This is a genomic window from Arthrobacter sp. TRD_SC_6 (genome assembly GCF_055361185.1).
The window spans coordinates 736,165-754,266 of the sequence record NZ_CM143953.1 but is presented as its reverse complement, the minus strand read 5'-3'; the positions used below and the strand labels follow the sequence as shown (position 1 = coordinate 754,266).

Sequence of the window (18,102 nt, the reverse complement as noted above, 5' to 3'; positions counted from 1 at the left end):
AACTTTTTGTCGCCTAGTTGCTGTCCAGAAGGCGTTTAGGGAGCAAGTAGGCGACAAAAACTGGAGGAAGTGAAACTAGCGCGTGCTGCGCTCGATCTTTCCCTCGGCAGCAAGCTTGTCCAGCTCAGCGAGAACGAACTCGGTGTCCGCGGTGACCTGCTCGTGCTGATCCTCACGCAACGGAAGGCGCGGTGCCCGGGAGGGTCCCCCGTACTGCCCTGCGATGTCCATCGAGAGCTTGATCGACTGGACGAACTCGGTTTTGGAGTCCCAGCGGAGGAGCCGGTGCATCAGGCGGTACAGCGGAACCGCGGTCTTCAGGTCACCGGCCACGGCAGCGTTGTAGAGCTCTACTGACTCACGGGGGATGGCGTTCGGGTAGCCGGAAAGCCAGCCGACTGCACCGGCGATAGCGCCTTCCAGCAGCACGTCATCGGAGCCCACCATGATCTCCAGGCCGGGTGCGGCTTCAGCGATCTGGTAGGAACGGCGGACGTCTCCGGTGAATTCCTTGACTGCGACAATCAAGCCCTCGTTGTACAGCTCGGCAAGGAGCTCAGGAACCAGGTCAACCTTAGTGTCGATCGGGTTGTTGTACGCGCAGATCGGCAGGCCGGCCTTGGCAACTTCACGGTAGTGGTCGACGACGGCGCGCGGCTCAGCGCGGTAAGTATTGGGAGGCAGCAGCATGACGGTCTGGGCGCCGGCTTCAGCAGCCTGATCCGCCCAGCGCCTGGCCTGGTGTGCGCCGTACGCGGCAACGCCGGGCATTACGGTGAAGCCTTCCGGCGCATTGGCGACAGCGGTCTCGACGACGGCGGCGCGCTCAGCGTCGGAGAGGTTCTGGTACTCGCCGAGGGAGCCGTTGGGCGCAACGCCGTCGCACCCGTTCGCGGCAAGCCAAGCAACGTGCTTACCGTAGGTCTCAAGATCCACCTCCAGCTCACCGGTATCCGCCTGGCGGAATGGCAGGGTGGTGGCAACGATTACGCCGTGCCACGGCTGGATGCGGTTGGCCGAGCTGGTGGTCATGATGCGCCTCTCCTCAAAAATTCACAGATATGTATCTAGCGTATCAGTACAATTTCACATGGCACAAGCACGGTGTTGTCGTCTACTATGTGGATTGGCCGCAGCATGCCAAAGTACGGAAAGGTTGATCGATGAGGACCAGTCGCGTCTACCACGCCGTTGATTCACATACCGAGGGTATGCCCACGCGCGTGATCACCGGCGGAGTGGGAACTATCCCGGGCGCCACCATGGCTGAACGCCGCCAGTGGTTCATGGACAACAGCGATTCCCTCCGCACACTCCTGATGTACGAGCCCCGCGGTCACGCGTCCATGAGCGGTGCCATCCTGCAGCCGCCGACCCGGCCCGACGCCGACTACGGCGTCCTGTTCATTGAGGTTTCCGGGCTGCTCCCCATGTGCGGCCACGGAACCATCGGCGTAGCGACAGTGCTGGTTGAAACGGGCATGGTCGAGGTCACCGAGCCCGTCACCACCATCCGGCTCGACACGCCCGCCGGCCTCGTAGTGGCGGACGTAGCGGTCGACGACGGCGCCGCCACCTCTGTGACCATCCGCAACGTGCCGTCCTTCTCCCTGGCCCTGGACCAGTGCGTGTCGGTGGACGGCCTCGGCGACGTAAGTTACGACGTCGCATTCGGAGGCAACTTTTACGCGATCGTGGACCTTGAAAAGCTGGGCCTGCCGTTCGACAGGGAAGCCAAAGGTGAACTGCTCGACGCGGGGCTGCGCATCATGGACGCCATCAACATGCAGGCGCCTCCGGTGCACCCGGAACGTCCGGACATTGTGGGCTGTCATCACGTCTACCTCAAGGCTCCCGGCTCCACGGCCCAGTATTCGCGGCATGCCATGGCGATTTACCCTGGGTGGTTTGATCGCTCACCCTGCGGTACGGGAACCAGCGCCCGGATGGCCCAGCTGCACGCCCGGGGAGAGCTCGCGCTCCACACGGATTTCGTGAACGAGTCCTACATCGGCACACAGTTCATTGGCCGTTTGGTCGAAGAGACGACTGTCGGTCCGTTCAAGGCGGTCGTCCCCACCATCACCGGCCGCGCGTGGATCACCGGAACCGCCCAGTACTTCCTGGACCCACGCGATCCCTTCCCTGCGGGGTTCCTCCTGTGACCCTGGAATACCTTGACGCGGCAGCGCTCAGCGCAGCGATCAGTGAACGGCAGGCCGTAGCCGTCCTTGAACAGGCCCTGCTCACCGAGGTTGACCCCGAGATCGACAGCCCACGCCTCTTCAGCGACGCACCTGCTGGGGAATTCCTGCTCATGCCGACGGGTGGGAAACGCTATTCGGGAGTCAAGGTGGCTACCATCGCACCCGGAAACCCGGCTGTCGGGAAGCCGAAATTCCAGGGTGTCTACATGCTTTTCGACTCCAGCACGCTGACTCCGCTGATACTCATGGACGGCGCCGAGCTGACCCTGCTCCGCACACCGGCGACGACGGCACTGGCCATCAGCCAGCTCCTCGCGGCTGACCCAAGGAGGAAAGGCAGCGATGCGCCACTGCGTGCGGGCACCCTCGTGGTCTTCGGAACGGGACCGCAGGCGTGGCGCCACATCCTGACCGTTGACGCTGTTGCCCCGATAGACCGCGTGGTTGTCATCGGAAGGCGTACCGAAATGACGGATGCGCTCGTCCGGCTCTGCCTTGACCGCGGGCTGGAGGCACGCGCTGGAAGCATCACCGATGTGGCAAGTGCCGACGTCGCTCTCTGCGTTTCCTCCTCATCCGAGCCACTGTTCGACGGCGGCCTGGTGCAGCCGCACACCGTGGTTGCGGCCGTTGGTTTCCATGGGCTGAACGCACGTGAGATCGACCCCGCGCTCGCGAGGCGCGCCGACGTCGTTGTTGAGGGCCGTGCGTCGGCGATGCGGGAATCCGGCGACCTCATTCCCGCGCGCACCGCCGAGGAATGGGAGCAGCACGGGCTCGCCAACCTTGCGGAGTTGGTGCGCGGCGAGTTCACCCGGCGTGCAAACCGGCCGGCACTGTTTACTGGCGTCGGGATGTCCTGGCAGGACCTCGCCGTTGCAATCGCCATCTACGAAAACCATCTGGGCATGTCATGAACGCCGACCTCGTCATCATTGGTGCGGGCGCTGTGGGAGCCGCCAGCGCGTACTTCACTGCGAAAGCCGGTCTGAAGGTTCTTGTGCTGGAACGCGGGGCAATCGCCGGTGGAACTTCGAGCGCCGGTGAAGGAAACATCCTGGTGTCGGACAAGGAAGCCGGTCCCGAACTGGACCTCTCGCTTTATTCTCAGCAGGTCTGGCGCGAGGACCTGGCTGAGTTCGCCGCGTCCTGGGAGTTCGAGTCCAAGGGCGGGCTGGTGGTCGCCGCGACAAGCAACGGCTCCGCTTCCCTGAAGGAGCTGACCCAACGCCAGCGTGCCAGCGGCATTGAAGTGACCGACGTCGACGCCGGGTCCCTGCGCGGCTATGAACCTCACCTCTCCCGCGACCTCACCGGCGGCGCCTTCTATCCGCAGGATGCACAGGTCCAGCCGATGCTTATGGTCGCCCACCTGCTTCGGCTCGCACAGGGCCTCGGCGCCGAAGTGCGCACGGGCGTTGAGGTCACCGGGTTCCTGCGCAGTGGCAGCACCGTCACAGGCGTCCGCACGACGAAAGGTGACGTCAGCGCCGGGGCCGTCCTGAACGCCGCTGGAACCTGGGCCGGGGCTGTGGCTGAACTGGCCGGCGTCGTGCTCCCGGTCCTGCCGCGGCGCGGATTTGTGCTGGTGACCGAGCCGTTGCCGCTGGTTATCCGGCACAAGGTCTACGCCGCCGAGTACGTTGAGAATGTCGCCAGTTCCGACGCCGCCCTGCAGACCTCGCCTGTGGTCGAGGGTACCGACAGCGGGACGGTGCTGATCGGCTCCTCACGGGAGCGCGTCGGGTTCAACTCCGAGGTGTCGGTGGCGGTGCTCCAGGCGCTCGCAGCCAGAGCCATCGCGCTGTTCCCGATGCTCGCCGGTGTGAAGGTTATGCGCCATTATCACGGGTTCCGGCCGTACTGCCCGGATCACCTGCCCGTGATCGGTCCTGATCCCCGCGCCCCGGGCCTGTGGCATGCCGCCGGGCACGAAGGCGCCGGCATCGGGCTGTCCGCCGGCACCGGGAAACTCATTGCCGAGGCGCTGATCGGCACGACGCCGGGGCTGCCGCTGCCGCCGTTCGCACCGGAGCGTTTTGAGGAGGCACGGGTATGAGCCAACTGACCTACAACGGCCGGCCGATCAAGGCTGAACCGGGCCAGACCGCCGGAGCGGCCCTGGTTGGTGCCGGGATCACCTCCTGGCGTACCACCCGCAAGGAGGGCCGGCCGCGCGGGCTGTTCTGTGGCATCGGCGTGTGTTTTGACTGCCTGATCACGGTCGACGGAGAACCCAACCAGCGGGCCTGTCTGGTCCCTGCCCGGGACGGTATGGCGCTCGAATCAGACGGCTGCGCTGTCCCTGACTTAGAAGCCGTTTCCGACCCGGGAGAGGGGGAGGGCGATGGGCGCTGAACAGTACGACGTCGGCGTGATAGGCGCCGGCCCGGCAGGCCTTGCCGCTGCGGTCACCGCAGCCGAAGCCGGTCTCTCAGTGGTCCTGATCGACGCATCTTCCCAGCCGGGCGGCCAGTACTGGCGTCACGCCGACGAGCAGCAGGTTCCTGATGCGGACCACGCGGGTCACCACGACTGGAAGACGTTCGAGAAGCTCCGGGCGAGCCTCTACGCTGACCGGGATGCCGGACGGACAAGGTATCTGACCAACACGCAGGTATGGCTCATCGACCGGGCGGCGGAGGGTTTCAACCTGCGTACCAACGCCACGCACGCCTCGGTGCCCGAGGTGGGTGCCGGCGTCGTACGCGTTGAACGACTGGTGCTGTGCCCGGGCGGGTATGACCGCCAGTTGCCCATCCCGGGCTGGGACCTGCCGGGCGTGATGGCCGCCGGCGGAGTGCAGGCGCTGCTCAAGGGGAGCAACACGCTCGCGGGGCGCCACGCCGTCGTCGCCGGAACCGGCCCGTTCCTGCTTCCCGTGGCGACGGGCCTTGCTGAGGCGGGCGCCGCCGTCGTCGGAATCCTTGAGGCGGGGTCGTTGACAGGGTGGCTGCCGCACATTGGCTCGGCCGCGCGGGTGCCCTCAAAGGGGATAGAGGGTGCGCAGTACGCCGCACTGCTGGCCAGGCACCGGATCCGTCACCGCATGCGCACCGCCATCACCGCCATCCACGGGGAAAATGCCGTGGAAGCCGTGACGATCGCACGGGTGGATTCGACCGGACGCGTAATGACGGGCGGCGAACGCAGGCTCGACGTGGATCTGGTAGCGCTGGGCTGGGGCTTCACGCCGTCGCTCGAGCTGCCGCTGATGGTCGGTTCGGGGACGCGCAAGGATGTTGACGGTTCACTCGTGGCGGTGGCTGACGATCGCCAGCGCGCCGACGTCGAGCGCGTGTACCTTGCTGGCGAGGCGACGGGCGTCGGGGGCGCCCTGATGGCCGTGGCCGAGGGGCGGCTGGCGGGTTTGAGCGCCGCAAACGACGCCGGCCGGACGGTTTCAGCCGCAGCCGTCACCCGACTCCAGCGAAAAATAGCACGTTTCCGCAATTTCGCGTCAGCGATGCACTCCGCGCATCCGGTTCCTGCAGACTGGACCGAGTGGTTGACTCCGGAAACCACCGTATGCCGGTGCGAGGAAGTCTCCTACGGCGACCTCGCCCACGCGCAGCGGGAACTGGGAGCACAGGACCCACGAACCATGAAACTGCTGGCCCGCCCGGGAATGGGATGGTGCCAGGGACGCGTTTGTGGTTATGCGGTCGCGGGTATCACGGCGGGGCTGTGCGGGCGGGAAACGACGGCGGCGGACCTCCGGGCCCTTGGCAAGCGGACGATGGCGGCGCCGGCATCGCTCGCGGACCTCGCCGCGCTTGATTTGACCGAAGAACTTCGAACGGAAGGGTAAACGACGATGACATCGGACACCACAACTGGCCAGCTGGAGGCCCTGATTTCGGACTCAGCTGCGGCCTCGGACCTGTGGGGAGCTACAGCTGCTGCAACCCGGGGCGCTGCCCTGAACGCTGTCGCCGACGCGCTCGATGCCGCCGTCGAGCAGCTCGTACCGCTGGCGCAGGAGGAAACCCACCTCGCGGAAGCACGCCTTCGGGGTGAACTGAAGCGCACCACCTTCCAGCTTCGGCTCTTCGCGGAAGTTCTTGCGGAGGGCACCTATCTGGACGCCCGCATCGACCATGCCGACCCCGAGTGGCCGATGGGAGCACCCCGCCCGGACCTGCGCCGCCAGCTCGAGCCGCTCGGTCCCGTGGTGGTCTTCGCGGCAAGCAACTTCCCCTTCGCCTTCAGCGTCGCCGGTGGGGACACCGCGTCGGCGCTCGCAGCGGGCTGTTCCGTGATTCTCAAGGCCCACCCGGGGCATCCGGCGCTCTCGGCTGCCACGGCCGACGTCGTCATCGGTGCTCTTGAAGCCGCCGGCGCGCCTAACGGCCTGTTCTCGATCATTCACGGTATCGATGCAGGTCGCGACGCGCTGCTTGATCCGCGCGTGAAGGCGGGCTCGTTCACCGGCTCCATTCCCGGTGGCCGTGCGCTTTTCGACCTCGCGAATTCCCGTCCCGAGCCCATCCCGTTCTTTGGCGAGCTGGGCAGCGTGAACCCCACGTTCGTGACGCGTGCGGCCGCATCCGCACGGGCTGAGGAGATCGCCACCGGCTTCGCCGGGTCCTTCACCATGGGCGCCGGCCAGTTCTGCACCAAGCCCGGGGTGCTGCTGGTGCCGGCCGATTCCGGCATTGCCGAGCGGCTGAGCCAGTCAGAACTTCCGGCACCCGCGAAGCTCCTGAATGACCGCATCCAGTCCGGTTACGTGAAGGTTTTGGAAGGGCTTGCAGGTCATACCTCGGTTCAGGCCCTGGTCCGCGCGGAGGACGCCGTGGCCGATCCGCCCGCTCCGACGCTGCTCCACACCAGCGTCAGCGCCCTGATCGAGCAGCCTGAAGCGCTGCTTGCGGAGTGCTTCGGCCCAACGGCACTGGTTGTCTCCTACGACGACGAAGCGCAGTTGCTCGAAGCCGCGCGGGTGCTTGAGGGCCAGCTGACTGCCACAATCCAGGGCGAAGAGGACGACGACGTCGCCGAACTGGTCCGCCTGCTCGCCAAAAAAGCGGGCCGGGTGTTGTGGAACCAGTGGCCAACCGGCGTGTCCGTCACCTACGCCCAGCAGCACGGTGGCCCGTACCCCGCGACCACTTCACCCGGCTCAACCTCCGTCGGTACGGCGGCGATCAACCGCTTCCTGCGGCCGGTCGCCTACCAGGGTTTCCCTCAGCACCTGCTGCCCGAAGCGCTGCAGGATGCCAACCCGGTCGGCGTCCCGCAGCGGATCAACGGGCAGCTCTGATTTAGCGACGCCTTCCGGTCAAACCAACGCGTTCCGGACACATGACACCGCAACGACTCTGTCATGTGTCCGCAACGCGTGGCTCGGCCCAATGCGCTGAGGCGACGTGCCGTCGTCGTCGTTATTTCGCCGGGGCTACACTTCGCGTAAGTACTGTTCCAAGCCCAAGGAGGCACCGTGGCCGTCCCCGAAATCAATGTCCTCGCCGTTCTGCTGGCTACCCTGTCCACGATGGTGGTCGGTGCCGTTTGGTACACGCCGAAGGTGTTCGGCAACTACTGGATGCGCGTCGCGAAGGTGAATCCGAGCGGCAACTCGAAGGACGCCATCCGCCCCATCCTCATCACGCTGGTTGTCAGCTTCGTCAGCGCGTGGGTGCTGGCTGGCGGTGCTGCAATCGCGCAGGAGTTCTATGGTGGCAACTTCCTGGTCAACACGCTCGTCACGGCGGTGATCCTGTGGGCGGGCTTCACGGCGTCGCGGTTCATCACACACGACGCCTTTGAGGGCCGGCCCGCCGGTCTCACGGTCCTGAACTGCGCCCACGAGCTTGTCACGTACCTCGTGATGGCCCTCATCATCGGGCTGTTCGGCATCAGCGGAGCGTAGCCTGAGCGGCCGTGTCGCTAGCATTGATGCCATGGCTCCCACAGTGAACATCACCGGCGACAGCGACGCCGACCAGCTGCTGTCCAATGACCCCCTCGCGCTCCTGATCGGCATGCTCCTGGACCAGCAGGTGGCCATGGAAACAGCCTTCGCGGGCCCCGGAAAGATCAAGGCGCGGCTCGGTAGCTTCGACGCTGAGGCCATTGCCGAGCACGACGCCGACGCCTTCGTCGAACTGTGCCGCACCCCTCCCGCCGTGCACCGGTATCCGGGCAATATGGCGGCGCGCGTGCAGGCACTCTGCAGGGCCGTCGTCGACGAGTACGACGGCGACGCCTCTGCACTCTGGACCCGCGGCGAGCCCGACGGCGGCGAGGTGCTCAAGCGGTTGAAGGCACTTCCCGGGTTCGGTGAGCAGAAGGCGAAGATCTTCGTGGCCCTGCTCGGCAAACGGTACGGATTCAACGGTGACGGCTGGCGGGAGGCCGCTGGGGCGTACGGCGAGGAGGGCAGCTACCGGTCGGTGGCGGACATCGTCGATCCGGAGTCGCTGGGCAAGGTGCGCGAGACCAAGCGCGCCGCGAAGGCTGCTGCGAAGGCCAAGTAACTCGATTCAGCGCGTAATGAGCTAAGTGCATCTTGACCCATAACGCCTGCTGGATCTATCGTCATTACCATCATCATGTTTTGGTTATGACAGTAGGAGCTTGGCAATGCGACGCGGAACAGCCACCGGACTCTGGTTCGCTATCCTCTCGGCGGCAGCGTTTGGAGTCTCCGGTCCCTTCGCGAAGTCGCTTCTGGAGATCGGCTGGAGCCCCGGCGCCGCTGTTGGACTGAGGATCGGTGGCGCGGCGCTCGTGCTGCTCATCCCGGTGCTGCTCAGCCTGCGAGGGCGCTGGGGGACGCTGCGCCGCAACGGCTGGACGCTCGTCATCTACGGCGCAACGGCCATTGCCCTCTGCCAGTTCCTCTACTTCAACGCTGTGCAGCGGATGTCGGTCGGCGTATCCCTCCTGCTGGAATACCTCGCCCCTGTGCTGATCGTTGGCTGGCTGTGGTTCCGGTCCCGCAAGGCGCCGAGCAGGCTCACTACCATCGGATCAGTAGTCGCGATGCTCGGCCTCCTTCTGGTGCTCGACCTCACCGGCGACCAGCGGCTCGACCCGATTGGCGTCCTCTACGGGCTGGGCGCCGCCGTCTGCCTTGCCGTCTTCTTCATCATGTCCGCCAAAGCCGACGACGACCTGCCGCCCCTCATCATGGCCGGCGGAGGCATGGTGGTCGGCGCGCTGACCATCCTGCTCTTCGGGCTGGTAGGCGTCATGCCCTTCACCTTCGAGTTCCGGGATGTCACCCTCGCCGGTTGGGAACTGCATTGGCTCGTTCCGGTGCTCGGGCTGGTCCTGATTTCCACAGTGCTGTCCTATGTGACCGGGATCTTCGCGGCGCGCGGCCTGGGGTCGAAGGTGGCATCCTTCGTGGGACTCACCGAGGTGATGTTTGCCGTCCTCGCATCGTGGCTGATTCTTGGCGAACTGCCCTCGCCTGTGCAGCTGCTCGGCGGAGCGCTGATCGTCGGGGGAGTGATCCTGGTTCGCGTTGATGAGCTCCGACGCGCGCCGGAGGCAGCCGACCCGATCGACCAGCCCAACGTCGTCGAGCCCCTGCCCACAATCCACCGCAGCTGATGGGAGTGCAGGACCGGCGGCGTCAACACGCCGGTCCCGCACCACTTTAATGGCGCCTGTCGGCGTCCGGAGCGTACTCGTCAAGCGCAGGAAGAGCCCGCCCGTCAAAGTCGAACATCGCCTGGTTCTCCCAGGCATTGCCGGTTGTGGGATCGGCCGGGTCCCAGCCGCTACCGGGAACCGCTGTCCACGCCGGCTCCCAGGCCACCACGCCAACCCCTCGCCCGCCTGGGGCCGACGCCACGACGTCCTGCACCGCACGGAAGTTCGCTGCCTGCCCTTCCGGCGTGGCGGGGTAGCCCGGAATCAATTCGCTCTCCAGATCGATGACGTTTTCCCACGGATCCACCGCATCGTCTTCCAGCGTGAATGGGTAGGAGTTTTCGACCACCAGCACATCCTTGTCGTAGCGGCTGGACAATCCGGTGATGGCACCCTGCAGGTCGGCCATGGACCCGTGCCAGAAGCCGTAGTAGGAAAGGCCAATGGTGTCGAACTCGACGCCGCGCGCAGTGACTTCGTCAAACCACCACGTCAGGCTGCCCAGCCCGTTGTTGATATTGGTGAGGTGCAGGATTACATCGGTGGACGGGTCAACATCCTTCACCGCCCGGGCACCGGCCGACAGGAAGTCTGCCAGGTTATCCCACTGGGCGCCGTTGACACCGTCGTCAGGGAACACATCCCAGGTCTGTCCCAGCGGCCAGAGCATTCCCGGATTGATCTCGTTGCCCACCTGGACTGCGTCAGCGGTGACGCCAGCGTCCTTGAGGGCGGTCAGTACGTCATGTGTGTGGTCGTACAGTTTCTCCGAGACTGCCGCGGGTGTCAGGCCAACCCACGCGGAGGGGATTCCCTGTGCGCCGGGATCAGTCCAGCGGTCGCTGTAGTGGAAGTCGATGAGGACCTGCATGCCGGCTGCTTTTGCGCGTTTCGCGGAAGCGACAACCTGCGGTGTGGTGTTGTAGCCGTCGGCCGGATCGACCCAGACTTTCAGACGCACCATATTGGCTCCTGCATCAGCGAAGGCCGTAACGGCGTCAACCGACTTTCCCTTGACGAAGTACTGCGCGCCAAAGTCCTCGTTTTTCGCCAGTCCCGACAAGTCGGCGCCCCGGATGGTTCGCTCGACCTCGCCGGAGGTGAGCGTGACGTCGTCGACGTTCACCCAGGAGCCGGCAGGACCCCTGGTTTCAACAAAAATTTCACAGTTCGGTTTGGTGACGTATGCGTCTGCAGCGATGTGGAGCCAGCCGTTGTCCTGCACCGTGGAGGGAATGACTGTTTCACCGTCGGTGCCGCAATTGCGCAACCCGATCCGGGAGGACTCGAGCCCTCCGCCCGACTTCACGCGTGCTGAGACTGTCCACCAGCCCTTCCCAACGTTCGTGAGGCGCTGTGACGTCGTCGCGCTTCCCTTCTTTTCCAGCCACTGCGTGAGGTGGGTGCCGTCGTCGTCGGTTTCGATCTTGGTGGTGCCGGGGCGCCCCGTAGTGCGCCAGGCTTCCAACCCCGCTTCAAAGCCGGAATTCACGACGACGGCGTCAGCCGCCTGGGTGGGCGCAGCGGCGGCAAGCGCCGTACCCCCGGTTACCGCTACTGCGGCGAGCGCGCACGCACCTAATATTGCGGTGGGGCGTGTAAGGGATGGTGATGGGTTCTGCATTTCGTCCTCCTTGACGGTGCTGCTTTGTGGTGCTGTTTTTGGATTTGGCTGACCTCGGGTGGGTCAGACGGTGCGCGGGTGGCGAATGATGGTGACGCCGCCCGGTTCCACGGTGCCGTTGCCGGAAACTGCTGTCCCGCGGAGCAGGTCGTGTCCGGTGAGAGGCAGCGCTACTTCTTCATCCAGGTGGTTTATGAAGAAGCTGAAGCAATCGGTGTCGTTGGAGCGTGTGACCGTTTCGACGCCGGCAGGAAGTTCGAAATCGGGGTGGATTCCGAGGGTGCCCAGGATTTCACCCAGGTGTTCAGCCAGGGCCTCAGGGTCAAGCCGGGTGGAGATGTACCAAGTGGATCCAATGCCAAAGAGGTGATGGGTCAACGCGGGCTTTCCTGCGGCCGGACCGTCCACGTAGTGCGCTTGTACTTCCGCACCGTTCAGCACAATGTCCTCTGTCCACGCATCAGCTGTTGCCCCATTAGTGAGACGGGTGGATTCACCTTCGCGCAGCGGCAGCCACTCAGAGACGGTCAAGCCGAGCAGGTCGCGCAACTGCCCAGGGTAGCCACCTAGGGGAACGGTTTCCTGGTGATCGACCACTCCCGAGAAGTAGGAGACCACCAGGTTCCCGCCAGAGGAGACATACCGTTCCAGGTTGGCCTTGGCAGTGTCAGAGATGGCATAACTGGCTGGTGCCAGAACAAGGTCGTAGCCGGAAAGATCCTGCTCGGGATGCGCGAAGTCAGTCGTGACTCCCTGATTCCATAGCACTCTGTGGAACGCCTCAATGCGTTCACGGTGATTCAGGTCTACGGATGGACGCCACTCAAGGTCCTGCGCCCAGAAGGACTCGATGTCCCAGAGGATTGCGACCTTGGCGCGCACCCGTGAGGCTCGAACCTCGGAGAGTGATGCCAGTGATTCGCCGAGCTGGGTCACCTCACGCCAGATGCGGGAGGAGGTTCCGTCATGGGGCAGCATTGCCGAATGGAACTTCTCAGCACCGAAGCGCGAAGCCCGGAACTGGAAGAACATGATGGCATCTGCTCCACGCGCCACATGGCTGAAACTGTTGCGCGCCATCTCACCGTCTTGTTTGGCAACGTTGCGAGGCTGCCAATTCACGGCCGAGGTGGAGTGCTCCAGGAGCATCCACGGGTTGTTGCGGGCAAGGGAGCGGGTGAGGTCTGCGTCGAGGGCCAGCAGAATGTGGTTTTCGGTGCTTTCGGCTAGGAGATAGTGGTCGTTGGCGACGATGTCGACCTCCCGTGCCCACTTCCAGTAGTCCACCGACGGGCAGTTGCTGGCCATGAAGTTGGTGGTGATGGGCTTGTCCGGGCAGAACGACCTGATGATGTCACGCTCCATCACGAAGCAGTCCAGCAGGGCATCGGAGGTGAAGCGTTTGAAGTCGAGCCGTTGCGCGGGGTTGACCACTGAAGCGGAAGTGCGTGGGGCGTCGATTTCATCCCATTCGCCATACCGCTGGCCCCAGAAGGTGGTACCCCATGCCGCGTTGAGGTCGGTGAGAGTGCCGTAGCGTGTCTGGAGCCAAACCCGGAAAGCTGCTGCTGAGTGTTCCGAGTAGCACTCACTGACGGGTGCACCGTACTCGTTGTGTACGTGCCACATCCGGAGGGCTGGGTGGTTGGCATAACGGCGGGCCAACTCGGTGGTGATGCGGGCTGCGCACTTCCGATATTCAGGGGAACTGGGACTGCCCATGCCACGGGAACCATGTCCCAGGGGCACGCCGTCTCGAGTAACCGGGCGCGCTTGCGGATACTTTCTCCAGAACCATGCGGGTGGCGCCGCGGTGGGCGTTCCGAGGTCGACGTCGATGCCAGCCGCCTCGAGAAGGCCCATAAGGTCGTCGAGGAGGCTGAAGTCAAACTCGCCCTCGCGGGGTTCCAGGAGTACCCAGGAGAAGATTCCAATGCTGACGAGGTTGATTCCCGCGTCCTGCATGAGAGCGATGTCCTCCAGCCAGGTCTCCCGCGGCCACTGCTCGGGATTGTAGTCGCCACCATAGCGAAGAGCCTTGGAGCCGGCCGGCCAGGTGCGTTCCTGTAGTTCCGGGTTGGGTTCAACACGAGCGTGCTGGCCGGCTGCGCGCTCGGTCGAAGGCCGCAATGGTGCGTCCGTCTCGGCTCGTTGATCTAGCGACATGAATAAATCCCCTTCGACTGTGTGCGCTCCCAGTTGTAGCACACGCACGACTGCCACCGGAAGACCCGAAACACTCAATATCAGCTGTTGACATGAGCTGCAGGGACGTGTCTTACTGGAACCGCTCACAGTAGTTGTACAGCGGACGCCGGTGTCGGCATGAGCGTGCAACACCCAGGCTTTTCGACAAGGAGGACGAAATGCGCAAGCCATTTCGCGCAGGGGCAGCCGCTCTCGCAGCAGCAATAGCACTACTGACCACTGGATGCGGTGCTTCAAGCGATGGGGGAGGCGGGGGCGAGGCATCCGGGCCCGTTGAGCTCACGTTCTGGGCATGGGCCCCAAACATTGAGAAAGTCGTTGAAATCTGGAACGACGAGAATCCGGACGTTCAGGTAACCGTCGCGAAGCAGGACGGCGGCGATCCCGTGATCACGAAGCTCCTCACGGCGATTAACGCGGGCAGCGGTGCCCCTGACCTGATCCAGGCGGAGTACCAGAAGATTCCCACCCTGGTTTCATCCGATGCGCTGGCAGATATTTCAGCTGGTGCAAGTGAGGCCGCCACGGAGTTCCCGGAAGGTCTTTGGTCTTCGGTCACCCTCGGCTCCGAAGCCGTCTACGCCGTCCCGCAGGATGCGGGACCCATGATGTTCTTTTACCGCGAAGACATCTTCGAGGAGCTCGGACTTGAAGCTCCCACCACCTGGGACGAGTACGCAGAGGTGGCACGCGCAGTCAACGAATCGGATCCGTCGCGGTTCCTGGGCACCTTCTCCGCCGCCGACGCAGGGTGGTTCACCGGGCTTTCACAGCAGGCCGGCGCCTCCTGGTGGGAGATTGACGGCGACGCGTGGGGCGTCAACGTGGATGCAGAACCCACAAATAAGGTAGCCGAGTACTGGGGCGGGTTGGTCGAAGAGGGTGTCATCGACAACAAGCCTATGTACACCCCCGAGTGGAATGCTGGGCTCAATGACGGCTCACAAGTTGGCTGGCTCGGCGCTGTCTGGGCTCCAGGCGTGCTTGGCGGCAATGCGGCTGACACCGCCGGACTGTGGCGCGCAGCCCCCATGCCTCAATGGGAGGAAGGCGCAGCTGCCAATGGTTCGTGGGGTGGCTCATCCACCGCCGTCACCTCGCAGTCGGAGAACCAGGAAGCAGCGACGGAGTTCGCGGTATGGCTCAATACTGCTCCCGAGGCTGTTGAGGCCCTCGCCGGTGAAGTGGGCGTCTATCCGGCAGCTACCGAGCAGGCCGAGGCCGCGCTGTCCGAATCACCTGAGTTTTTCAGTAACCAGGACGACTACTACGAGATCGCCGCTGCAGCATCCGAGGCGGTGCAGCCGTTCACCTACGGCCCAAACGTCAACGTAGCCTTCAGCGCCTACAACGACGAGTTCGCTAAAGCAGCAGACGCCAAGAAGCAGTCCGCGTTCCTCGACGCTGTCAAGGCGATGCAGGAGATCACCATCAATGATCTGAAAGACGCCGGCTTCAACGTCAAGTAATTCGCTCGGGCGCCGCAGCGGAAGCTGCGGCGCCTCCTGAAAGGTTCATTCCATGACAATGGTGACTGGGAAGAAAGCGGCACAGCGGGCATCACGCCGGTCGAACAACTTCCGAACGCGGGTGACCACGCCTTACCTCATGCTCGCACCGGGGATCATACTGTTCGTTCTCTTCATGGCCGCACCGATTATTTACACGGTGTACCTGAGCTTCCAGAAAACCGAGGTGTCCGGACTGGGCCTTGGTTCCAACTCCCGCAAACAGGTTTTTGCGGGTTTTGAAAACTATGTGACGGCAATGGATCCGGAGTTCGCTGCCAGTGTGGGCAGGGTTCTTTTGTACGGGCTCATCCTGATCCCCAGCATGCTGGGGCTGGCGCTCCTCTTCGCGCTGCTGCTCGATTCGAGGCGGGCACGCGCCGTCGGATTTTCCCGTGTCAGCATCTTCCTTCCTTACGCCGTGCCGGCCGTCATCAGCTCCCTTCTATGGGGGTTCCTGTATTTGCCGGCCGTCAGCCCCTTCTACTTCATTTTTGAGCGTCTCGGGTGGGAAGTTCCAAGAATTCTCTCCTCGGAGCTGGTGATCTTCGGGATTGCGAACATCGCGCTTTGGGGTGGTGTGGGCTTCAACATGATTGTCATCTACACCTCGCTCAAGGCGATTCCGTCGGATATCTACGAAGCCGCAAAGCTCGACGGCGCATCCGACCTCCAGATCGCGTTGCGTATGAAGATTCCGATCGTGACGCCGTCACTCATCATGACGGGGTTGTTCTCCATCGTCGCAACCCTGCAGGTCTTTGCCGAGCCAACCACGCTCAGGCCACTGACCAACACCCTCTCCTCCACCTGGACCCCGCTGATGAAGGTATATCGCGATGCGTTCACTCGCGATGACATCTACTCGGCAGCGGCGACGTCGGTCATCATCGCCGCTGCAACCCTCACCATCTCGTTCATATTCCTACGCGTAGTCCAAAAGCGCGCCTTCGGACAGGAAGACTGACATGGCCGTGAACACCATAAATCCCCCGCAGCAGGTGGCGCCCGATCAGGAGGCGGCTCCCGGTAAGCGCCGTAGCAGAATGAGCCCGCTGGCGACCCTCATCCTGCTACTTGGGGCCGTCTACTGTCTCTTCCCCGTTTTCTGGGTGCTAATGGCTTCCACCAAGGACGCCTCAGAGCTCTTCTCGACCTTCACGCTCATCCCTAGCACGCACCTCTTCGACAACATTGCCGAGCTCACTGCTTACCGGGACGGACTCTTTTGGCGCTGGATGCTCAACACTGCCCTCTATGCGGGTGTCGGATCCATCGCTTCCACCTTTGTGTCCGCGTTGACCGGCTACGTCCTCGCCAAATTCAACTTCCCTGGAAAAGGCGTGGTTTTCAATATCTTGTTGATGGGAGTGTTGGTTCCCGGCGTCATCCTCGCCATCCCGCAATACTTCCTGCTCGCGCAGGTGGGACTAACCAACACCTACTGGGCAGTGCTGCTGCCTCAGATCATTAGCCCCTACGGTATTTACCTTGCGCGCATCTACGCCGCTGCAGCTGTCCCCACCGACGTCGTTGAAGCAGCTCGCACGGACGGGGCACGCGAGATGGGGATCTTCCTTCGCGTGGCCATGCCAATGATGCTCCCGGGCCTGGTCACCATTTTCCTCTTCCAGTTTGTGGCGATATGGAACAATTTCATGCTCCCGTACATCATGCTCGGCAACGACACTCTGTTCCCTATCACTGTGGGACTTAATGGCCTGCTCAATCAGGGCGCCTCAGTTCCTGCCCTCTACACCCTCGTTGTCACGGGTGCGCTGCTTTCGGTGGTTCCACTGATTGCCATGTTCCTGCTGCTTCAGCGGTTCTGGCGGGTCGATCTTGCCGCTGGCGCCGTCAAGGCCTAGCAGTGAAGGAAAGTTAGGCTGTGAAAGTGTCCAACGCAACAGAACGCAAGCGTCCGACCATCGATGATGTCGCGAAGGCGGCAGGAGTCTCGCGCGGAACGGTTTCCCGTGTCCTCAATGGAGGCCATTGGGTGAGCCCCGATGCACAGGCTGCGGTGAACCTGGCGATCAAGAAGACCGGGTTTCGCGCCAACCCTCACGCGCGCAGCCTTGCCACGCGTAAAGCCAACACCGTGGCATTCCTGCTGGGCGAAGCGCACGAACGGCTCTTCGAGGACCCGAACTTCTCGATTCTCATGCGCGGAGCGGCCAAGAGCCTGGCTGAGAATGATGTATCGCTGGTGCTGATCATGGCTGGGTCACCGGATGAACAGCGCAGAGCGAAAGATTTCATCCTCGGGGGACACGTGGACGGCGTGCTCCTGGTGTCTTCGCACTCGCAGGATCACTCGCTCGTGGACGACATCTATCTCGCCGGGGTGCCCGTTATCGCCTGTGGTGTCCCGCTTGGTAATGAGCGGAAAATTGGCTACGTCACGGCAGATGACTTCAACGGCGCCCGTGAGATGGTGGCATACCTCAAGAGCACAGGGTGCACCCGAATCGCTACGATAGCGGGCCCGAAAGACACTTCAGGAGGCATCTCCAGGCTGAATGGATACCAGGAAGAGCTCGGCGATGCCTTCGACCAGGGCCTGGTCGCCCAAGGCGATTACAGCCGTGAGAGTGGGTACGCCGCGATGATGGAGCTTCTGGAGACGGGCCACCAGATCGATGCCGTCTTCGCAGCAAACGATCTGATGGCCCGAGGAGCAATCGATGCAATTACCGCATCAGGTAGACGGGTACCGAGCGACATCCTGGTGGCCGGCTTCGATGACTCACCGGTGGCTACTTCCAGTACGCCGACAATCACCACCATGCAGCAACCGTTCAACCGCATCAGCCACGAGATGGCCCAGCTGCTTCTGAAGGTCATTGCTGGTGAGAAACCTGCAGCAATGATCCTCTCGACGGAGCTGGTGGTGCGGGAGTCTACCGAGACGGACGTACGCCAAATCCGGGAGTTGGCGTAGGGG

Annotated in this window: 16 protein-coding genes; 13 read left to right on the top strand and 3 right to left on the bottom strand. The window is 63.5% G+C overall.

What is annotated here, in order from left to right; all coding sequences use genetic code 11:
* Positions 1-75 precede the first annotated feature (75 nt).
* The gene (locus ACWA1U_RS03695) at positions 76-1,032 is read right to left on the bottom strand and encodes a dihydrodipicolinate synthase family protein (protein ID WP_463724003.1); all 957 of its coding nucleotides are present in this window, start codon (positions 1,030-1,032) and stop codon (positions 76-78) included.
* A 131-nt stretch (positions 1,033-1,163) separates the two neighbouring features.
* Between ACWA1U_RS03695 and ACWA1U_RS03690 the strand changes: the two genes are divergently transcribed.
* The 9 genes from ACWA1U_RS03690 (at position 1,164) to ACWA1U_RS03650 (ending at position 9,773) form a co-directional block, all read left to right on the top strand.
* On the top strand, positions 1,164-2,165 hold the full coding sequence (locus ACWA1U_RS03690) for a proline racemase family protein (RefSeq protein ID WP_463724002.1): 1,002 nt from the start codon (positions 1,164-1,166) through the stop codon (positions 2,163-2,165).
* Positions 2,162-3,124 carry an ornithine cyclodeaminase family protein gene (locus tag ACWA1U_RS03685; protein WP_463724001.1) on the top strand — a complete coding sequence of 321 codons (963 nt, stop codon included), beginning with the start codon at positions 2,162-2,164 and terminating at the stop codon, positions 3,122-3,124. Before ACWA1U_RS03690 ends, ACWA1U_RS03685 begins: the two co-directional genes overlap by 4 nt.
* A complete protein-coding gene (locus tag ACWA1U_RS03680; RefSeq protein ID WP_463724000.1) occupies positions 3,121-4,266 on the top strand; it encodes an NAD(P)/FAD-dependent oxidoreductase in 1,146 nt (381 codons plus the stop codon). Before ACWA1U_RS03685 ends, ACWA1U_RS03680 begins: the two co-directional genes overlap by 4 nt.
* The gene (locus ACWA1U_RS03675) at positions 4,263-4,565 is read left to right on the top strand and encodes a (2Fe-2S)-binding protein (protein WP_463723999.1); all 303 of its coding nucleotides are present in this window, start codon (positions 4,263-4,265) and stop codon (positions 4,563-4,565) included. Before ACWA1U_RS03680 ends, ACWA1U_RS03675 begins: the two co-directional genes overlap by 4 nt.
* Positions 4,555-6,018 carry an FAD/NAD(P)-dependent oxidoreductase gene (locus ACWA1U_RS03670; protein WP_463723998.1) on the top strand — a complete coding sequence of 488 codons (1,464 nt, stop codon included), beginning with the start codon at positions 4,555-4,557 and terminating at the stop codon, positions 6,016-6,018. Before ACWA1U_RS03675 ends, ACWA1U_RS03670 begins: the two co-directional genes overlap by 11 nt.
* A 6-nt stretch (positions 6,019-6,024) precedes the next feature.
* Positions 6,025-7,473 (top strand): aldehyde dehydrogenase (NADP(+)), encoded by a 1,449-nt coding sequence (locus ACWA1U_RS03665; protein ID WP_463723997.1) that lies wholly within the window; start codon positions 6,025-6,027, stop codon positions 7,471-7,473.
* Positions 7,474-7,650: 177 nt separating this feature from the next.
* Entirely contained in the window at positions 7,651-8,082 is a 432-nt protein-coding gene (locus tag ACWA1U_RS03660; protein ID WP_463723996.1) for a DUF1761 domain-containing protein, read from the top strand.
* A gap of 31 nt (positions 8,083-8,113) precedes the next feature.
* On the top strand, positions 8,114-8,689 hold the full coding sequence (locus ACWA1U_RS03655) for an HhH-GPD-type base excision DNA repair protein (RefSeq protein WP_463723995.1): 576 nt from the start codon (positions 8,114-8,116) through the stop codon (positions 8,687-8,689).
* Between the two features lie 106 nt (positions 8,690-8,795).
* Positions 8,796-9,773 carry an EamA family transporter gene (locus ACWA1U_RS03650; RefSeq protein ID WP_463723994.1) on the top strand — a complete coding sequence of 326 codons (978 nt, stop codon included), beginning with the start codon at positions 8,796-8,798 and terminating at the stop codon, positions 9,771-9,773.
* A 46-nt stretch (positions 9,774-9,819) separates the two neighbouring features.
* On the opposite strand, the gene ACWA1U_RS03645 is transcribed toward ACWA1U_RS03650, so the two are convergent.
* Together ACWA1U_RS03645 and ACWA1U_RS03640 are read right to left on the bottom strand one after the other, a co-directional pair.
* Positions 9,820-11,439, bottom strand: a complete 1,620-nt coding sequence (locus ACWA1U_RS03645; RefSeq protein WP_463723993.1) for a glycoside hydrolase family 53 protein — start codon at positions 11,437-11,439, stop codon at positions 9,820-9,822.
* A gap of 63 nt (positions 11,440-11,502) precedes the next feature.
* On the bottom strand, positions 11,503-13,605 hold the full coding sequence (locus ACWA1U_RS03640; protein WP_463723992.1) for a beta-galactosidase: 2,103 nt from the start codon (positions 13,603-13,605) through the stop codon (positions 11,503-11,505).
* Positions 13,606-13,805: 200 nt separating this feature from the next.
* On the opposite strand from ACWA1U_RS03640, the gene ACWA1U_RS03635 reads away from it, so the two are divergent.
* The 4 genes from ACWA1U_RS03635 to ACWA1U_RS03620 all read left to right on the top strand — a co-directional run bounded on the left by ACWA1U_RS03635 (position 13,806) and on the right by ACWA1U_RS03620 (position 18,099).
* Entirely contained in the window at positions 13,806-15,116 is a 1,311-nt protein-coding gene (locus ACWA1U_RS03635) for an ABC transporter substrate-binding protein (protein ID WP_463723991.1), read from the top strand.
* A gap of 52 nt (positions 15,117-15,168) precedes the next feature.
* Positions 15,169-16,122, top strand: a complete 954-nt coding sequence (locus tag ACWA1U_RS03630) for a carbohydrate ABC transporter permease (protein WP_463723990.1) — start codon at positions 15,169-15,171, stop codon at positions 16,120-16,122.
* A 79-nt stretch (positions 16,123-16,201) separates the two neighbouring features.
* Positions 16,202-17,023, top strand: coding sequence for a carbohydrate ABC transporter permease (locus tag ACWA1U_RS03625; protein WP_463724937.1), 822 nt, complete (start codon positions 16,202-16,204; stop codon positions 17,021-17,023).
* Between the two features lie 26 nt (positions 17,024-17,049).
* On the top strand, positions 17,050-18,099 hold the full coding sequence (locus ACWA1U_RS03620; RefSeq protein WP_463723989.1) for a LacI family DNA-binding transcriptional regulator: 1,050 nt from the start codon (positions 17,050-17,052) through the stop codon (positions 18,097-18,099).
* The last annotated feature ends 3 nt before the right edge of the window (positions 18,100-18,102 follow it).

What these genes read in the sequence shown, in the direction of transcription:
- ACWA1U_RS03695 (WP_463724003.1), bottom strand. Translation starts at nt 1,032, where the DNA reads ATGACCACCAGCTCGGCCAACCGCATCCAGCCGTGGCACGGCGTAATC.
- ACWA1U_RS03690 (WP_463724002.1), top strand. Translation starts at nt 1,164, where the DNA reads ATGAGGACCAGTCGCGTCTACCACGCCGTTGATTCACATACCGAGGGT.
- ACWA1U_RS03680 (WP_463724000.1), top strand. Translation starts at nt 3,121, where the DNA reads ATGAACGCCGACCTCGTCATCATTGGTGCGGGCGCTGTGGGAGCCGCC.
- ACWA1U_RS03675 (WP_463723999.1), top strand. Translation starts at nt 4,263, where the DNA reads ATGAGCCAACTGACCTACAACGGCCGGCCGATCAAGGCTGAACCGGGC.
- ACWA1U_RS03670 (WP_463723998.1), top strand. Translation starts at nt 4,555, where the DNA reads ATGGGCGCTGAACAGTACGACGTCGGCGTGATAGGCGCCGGCCCGGCA.
- ACWA1U_RS03665 (WP_463723997.1), top strand. Translation starts at nt 6,025, where the DNA reads ATGACATCGGACACCACAACTGGCCAGCTGGAGGCCCTGATTTCGGAC.
- ACWA1U_RS03655 (WP_463723995.1), top strand. Translation starts at nt 8,114, where the DNA reads ATGGCTCCCACAGTGAACATCACCGGCGACAGCGACGCCGACCAGCTG.
- ACWA1U_RS03650 (WP_463723994.1), top strand. Translation starts at nt 8,796, where the DNA reads ATGCGACGCGGAACAGCCACCGGACTCTGGTTCGCTATCCTCTCGGCG.
- ACWA1U_RS03645 (WP_463723993.1), bottom strand. Translation starts at nt 11,439, where the DNA reads ATGCAGAACCCATCACCATCCCTTACACGCCCCACCGCAATATTAGGT.
- ACWA1U_RS03640 (WP_463723992.1), bottom strand. Translation starts at nt 13,605, where the DNA reads ATGTCGCTAGATCAACGAGCCGAGACGGACGCACCATTGCGGCCTTCG.
- ACWA1U_RS03635 (WP_463723991.1), top strand. Translation starts at nt 13,806, where the DNA reads ATGCGCAAGCCATTTCGCGCAGGGGCAGCCGCTCTCGCAGCAGCAATA.
- ACWA1U_RS03630 (WP_463723990.1), top strand. Translation starts at nt 15,169, where the DNA reads ATGACAATGGTGACTGGGAAGAAAGCGGCACAGCGGGCATCACGCCGG.
- ACWA1U_RS03625 (WP_463724937.1), top strand. Translation starts at nt 16,202, where the DNA reads ATGAGCCCGCTGGCGACCCTCATCCTGCTACTTGGGGCCGTCTACTGT.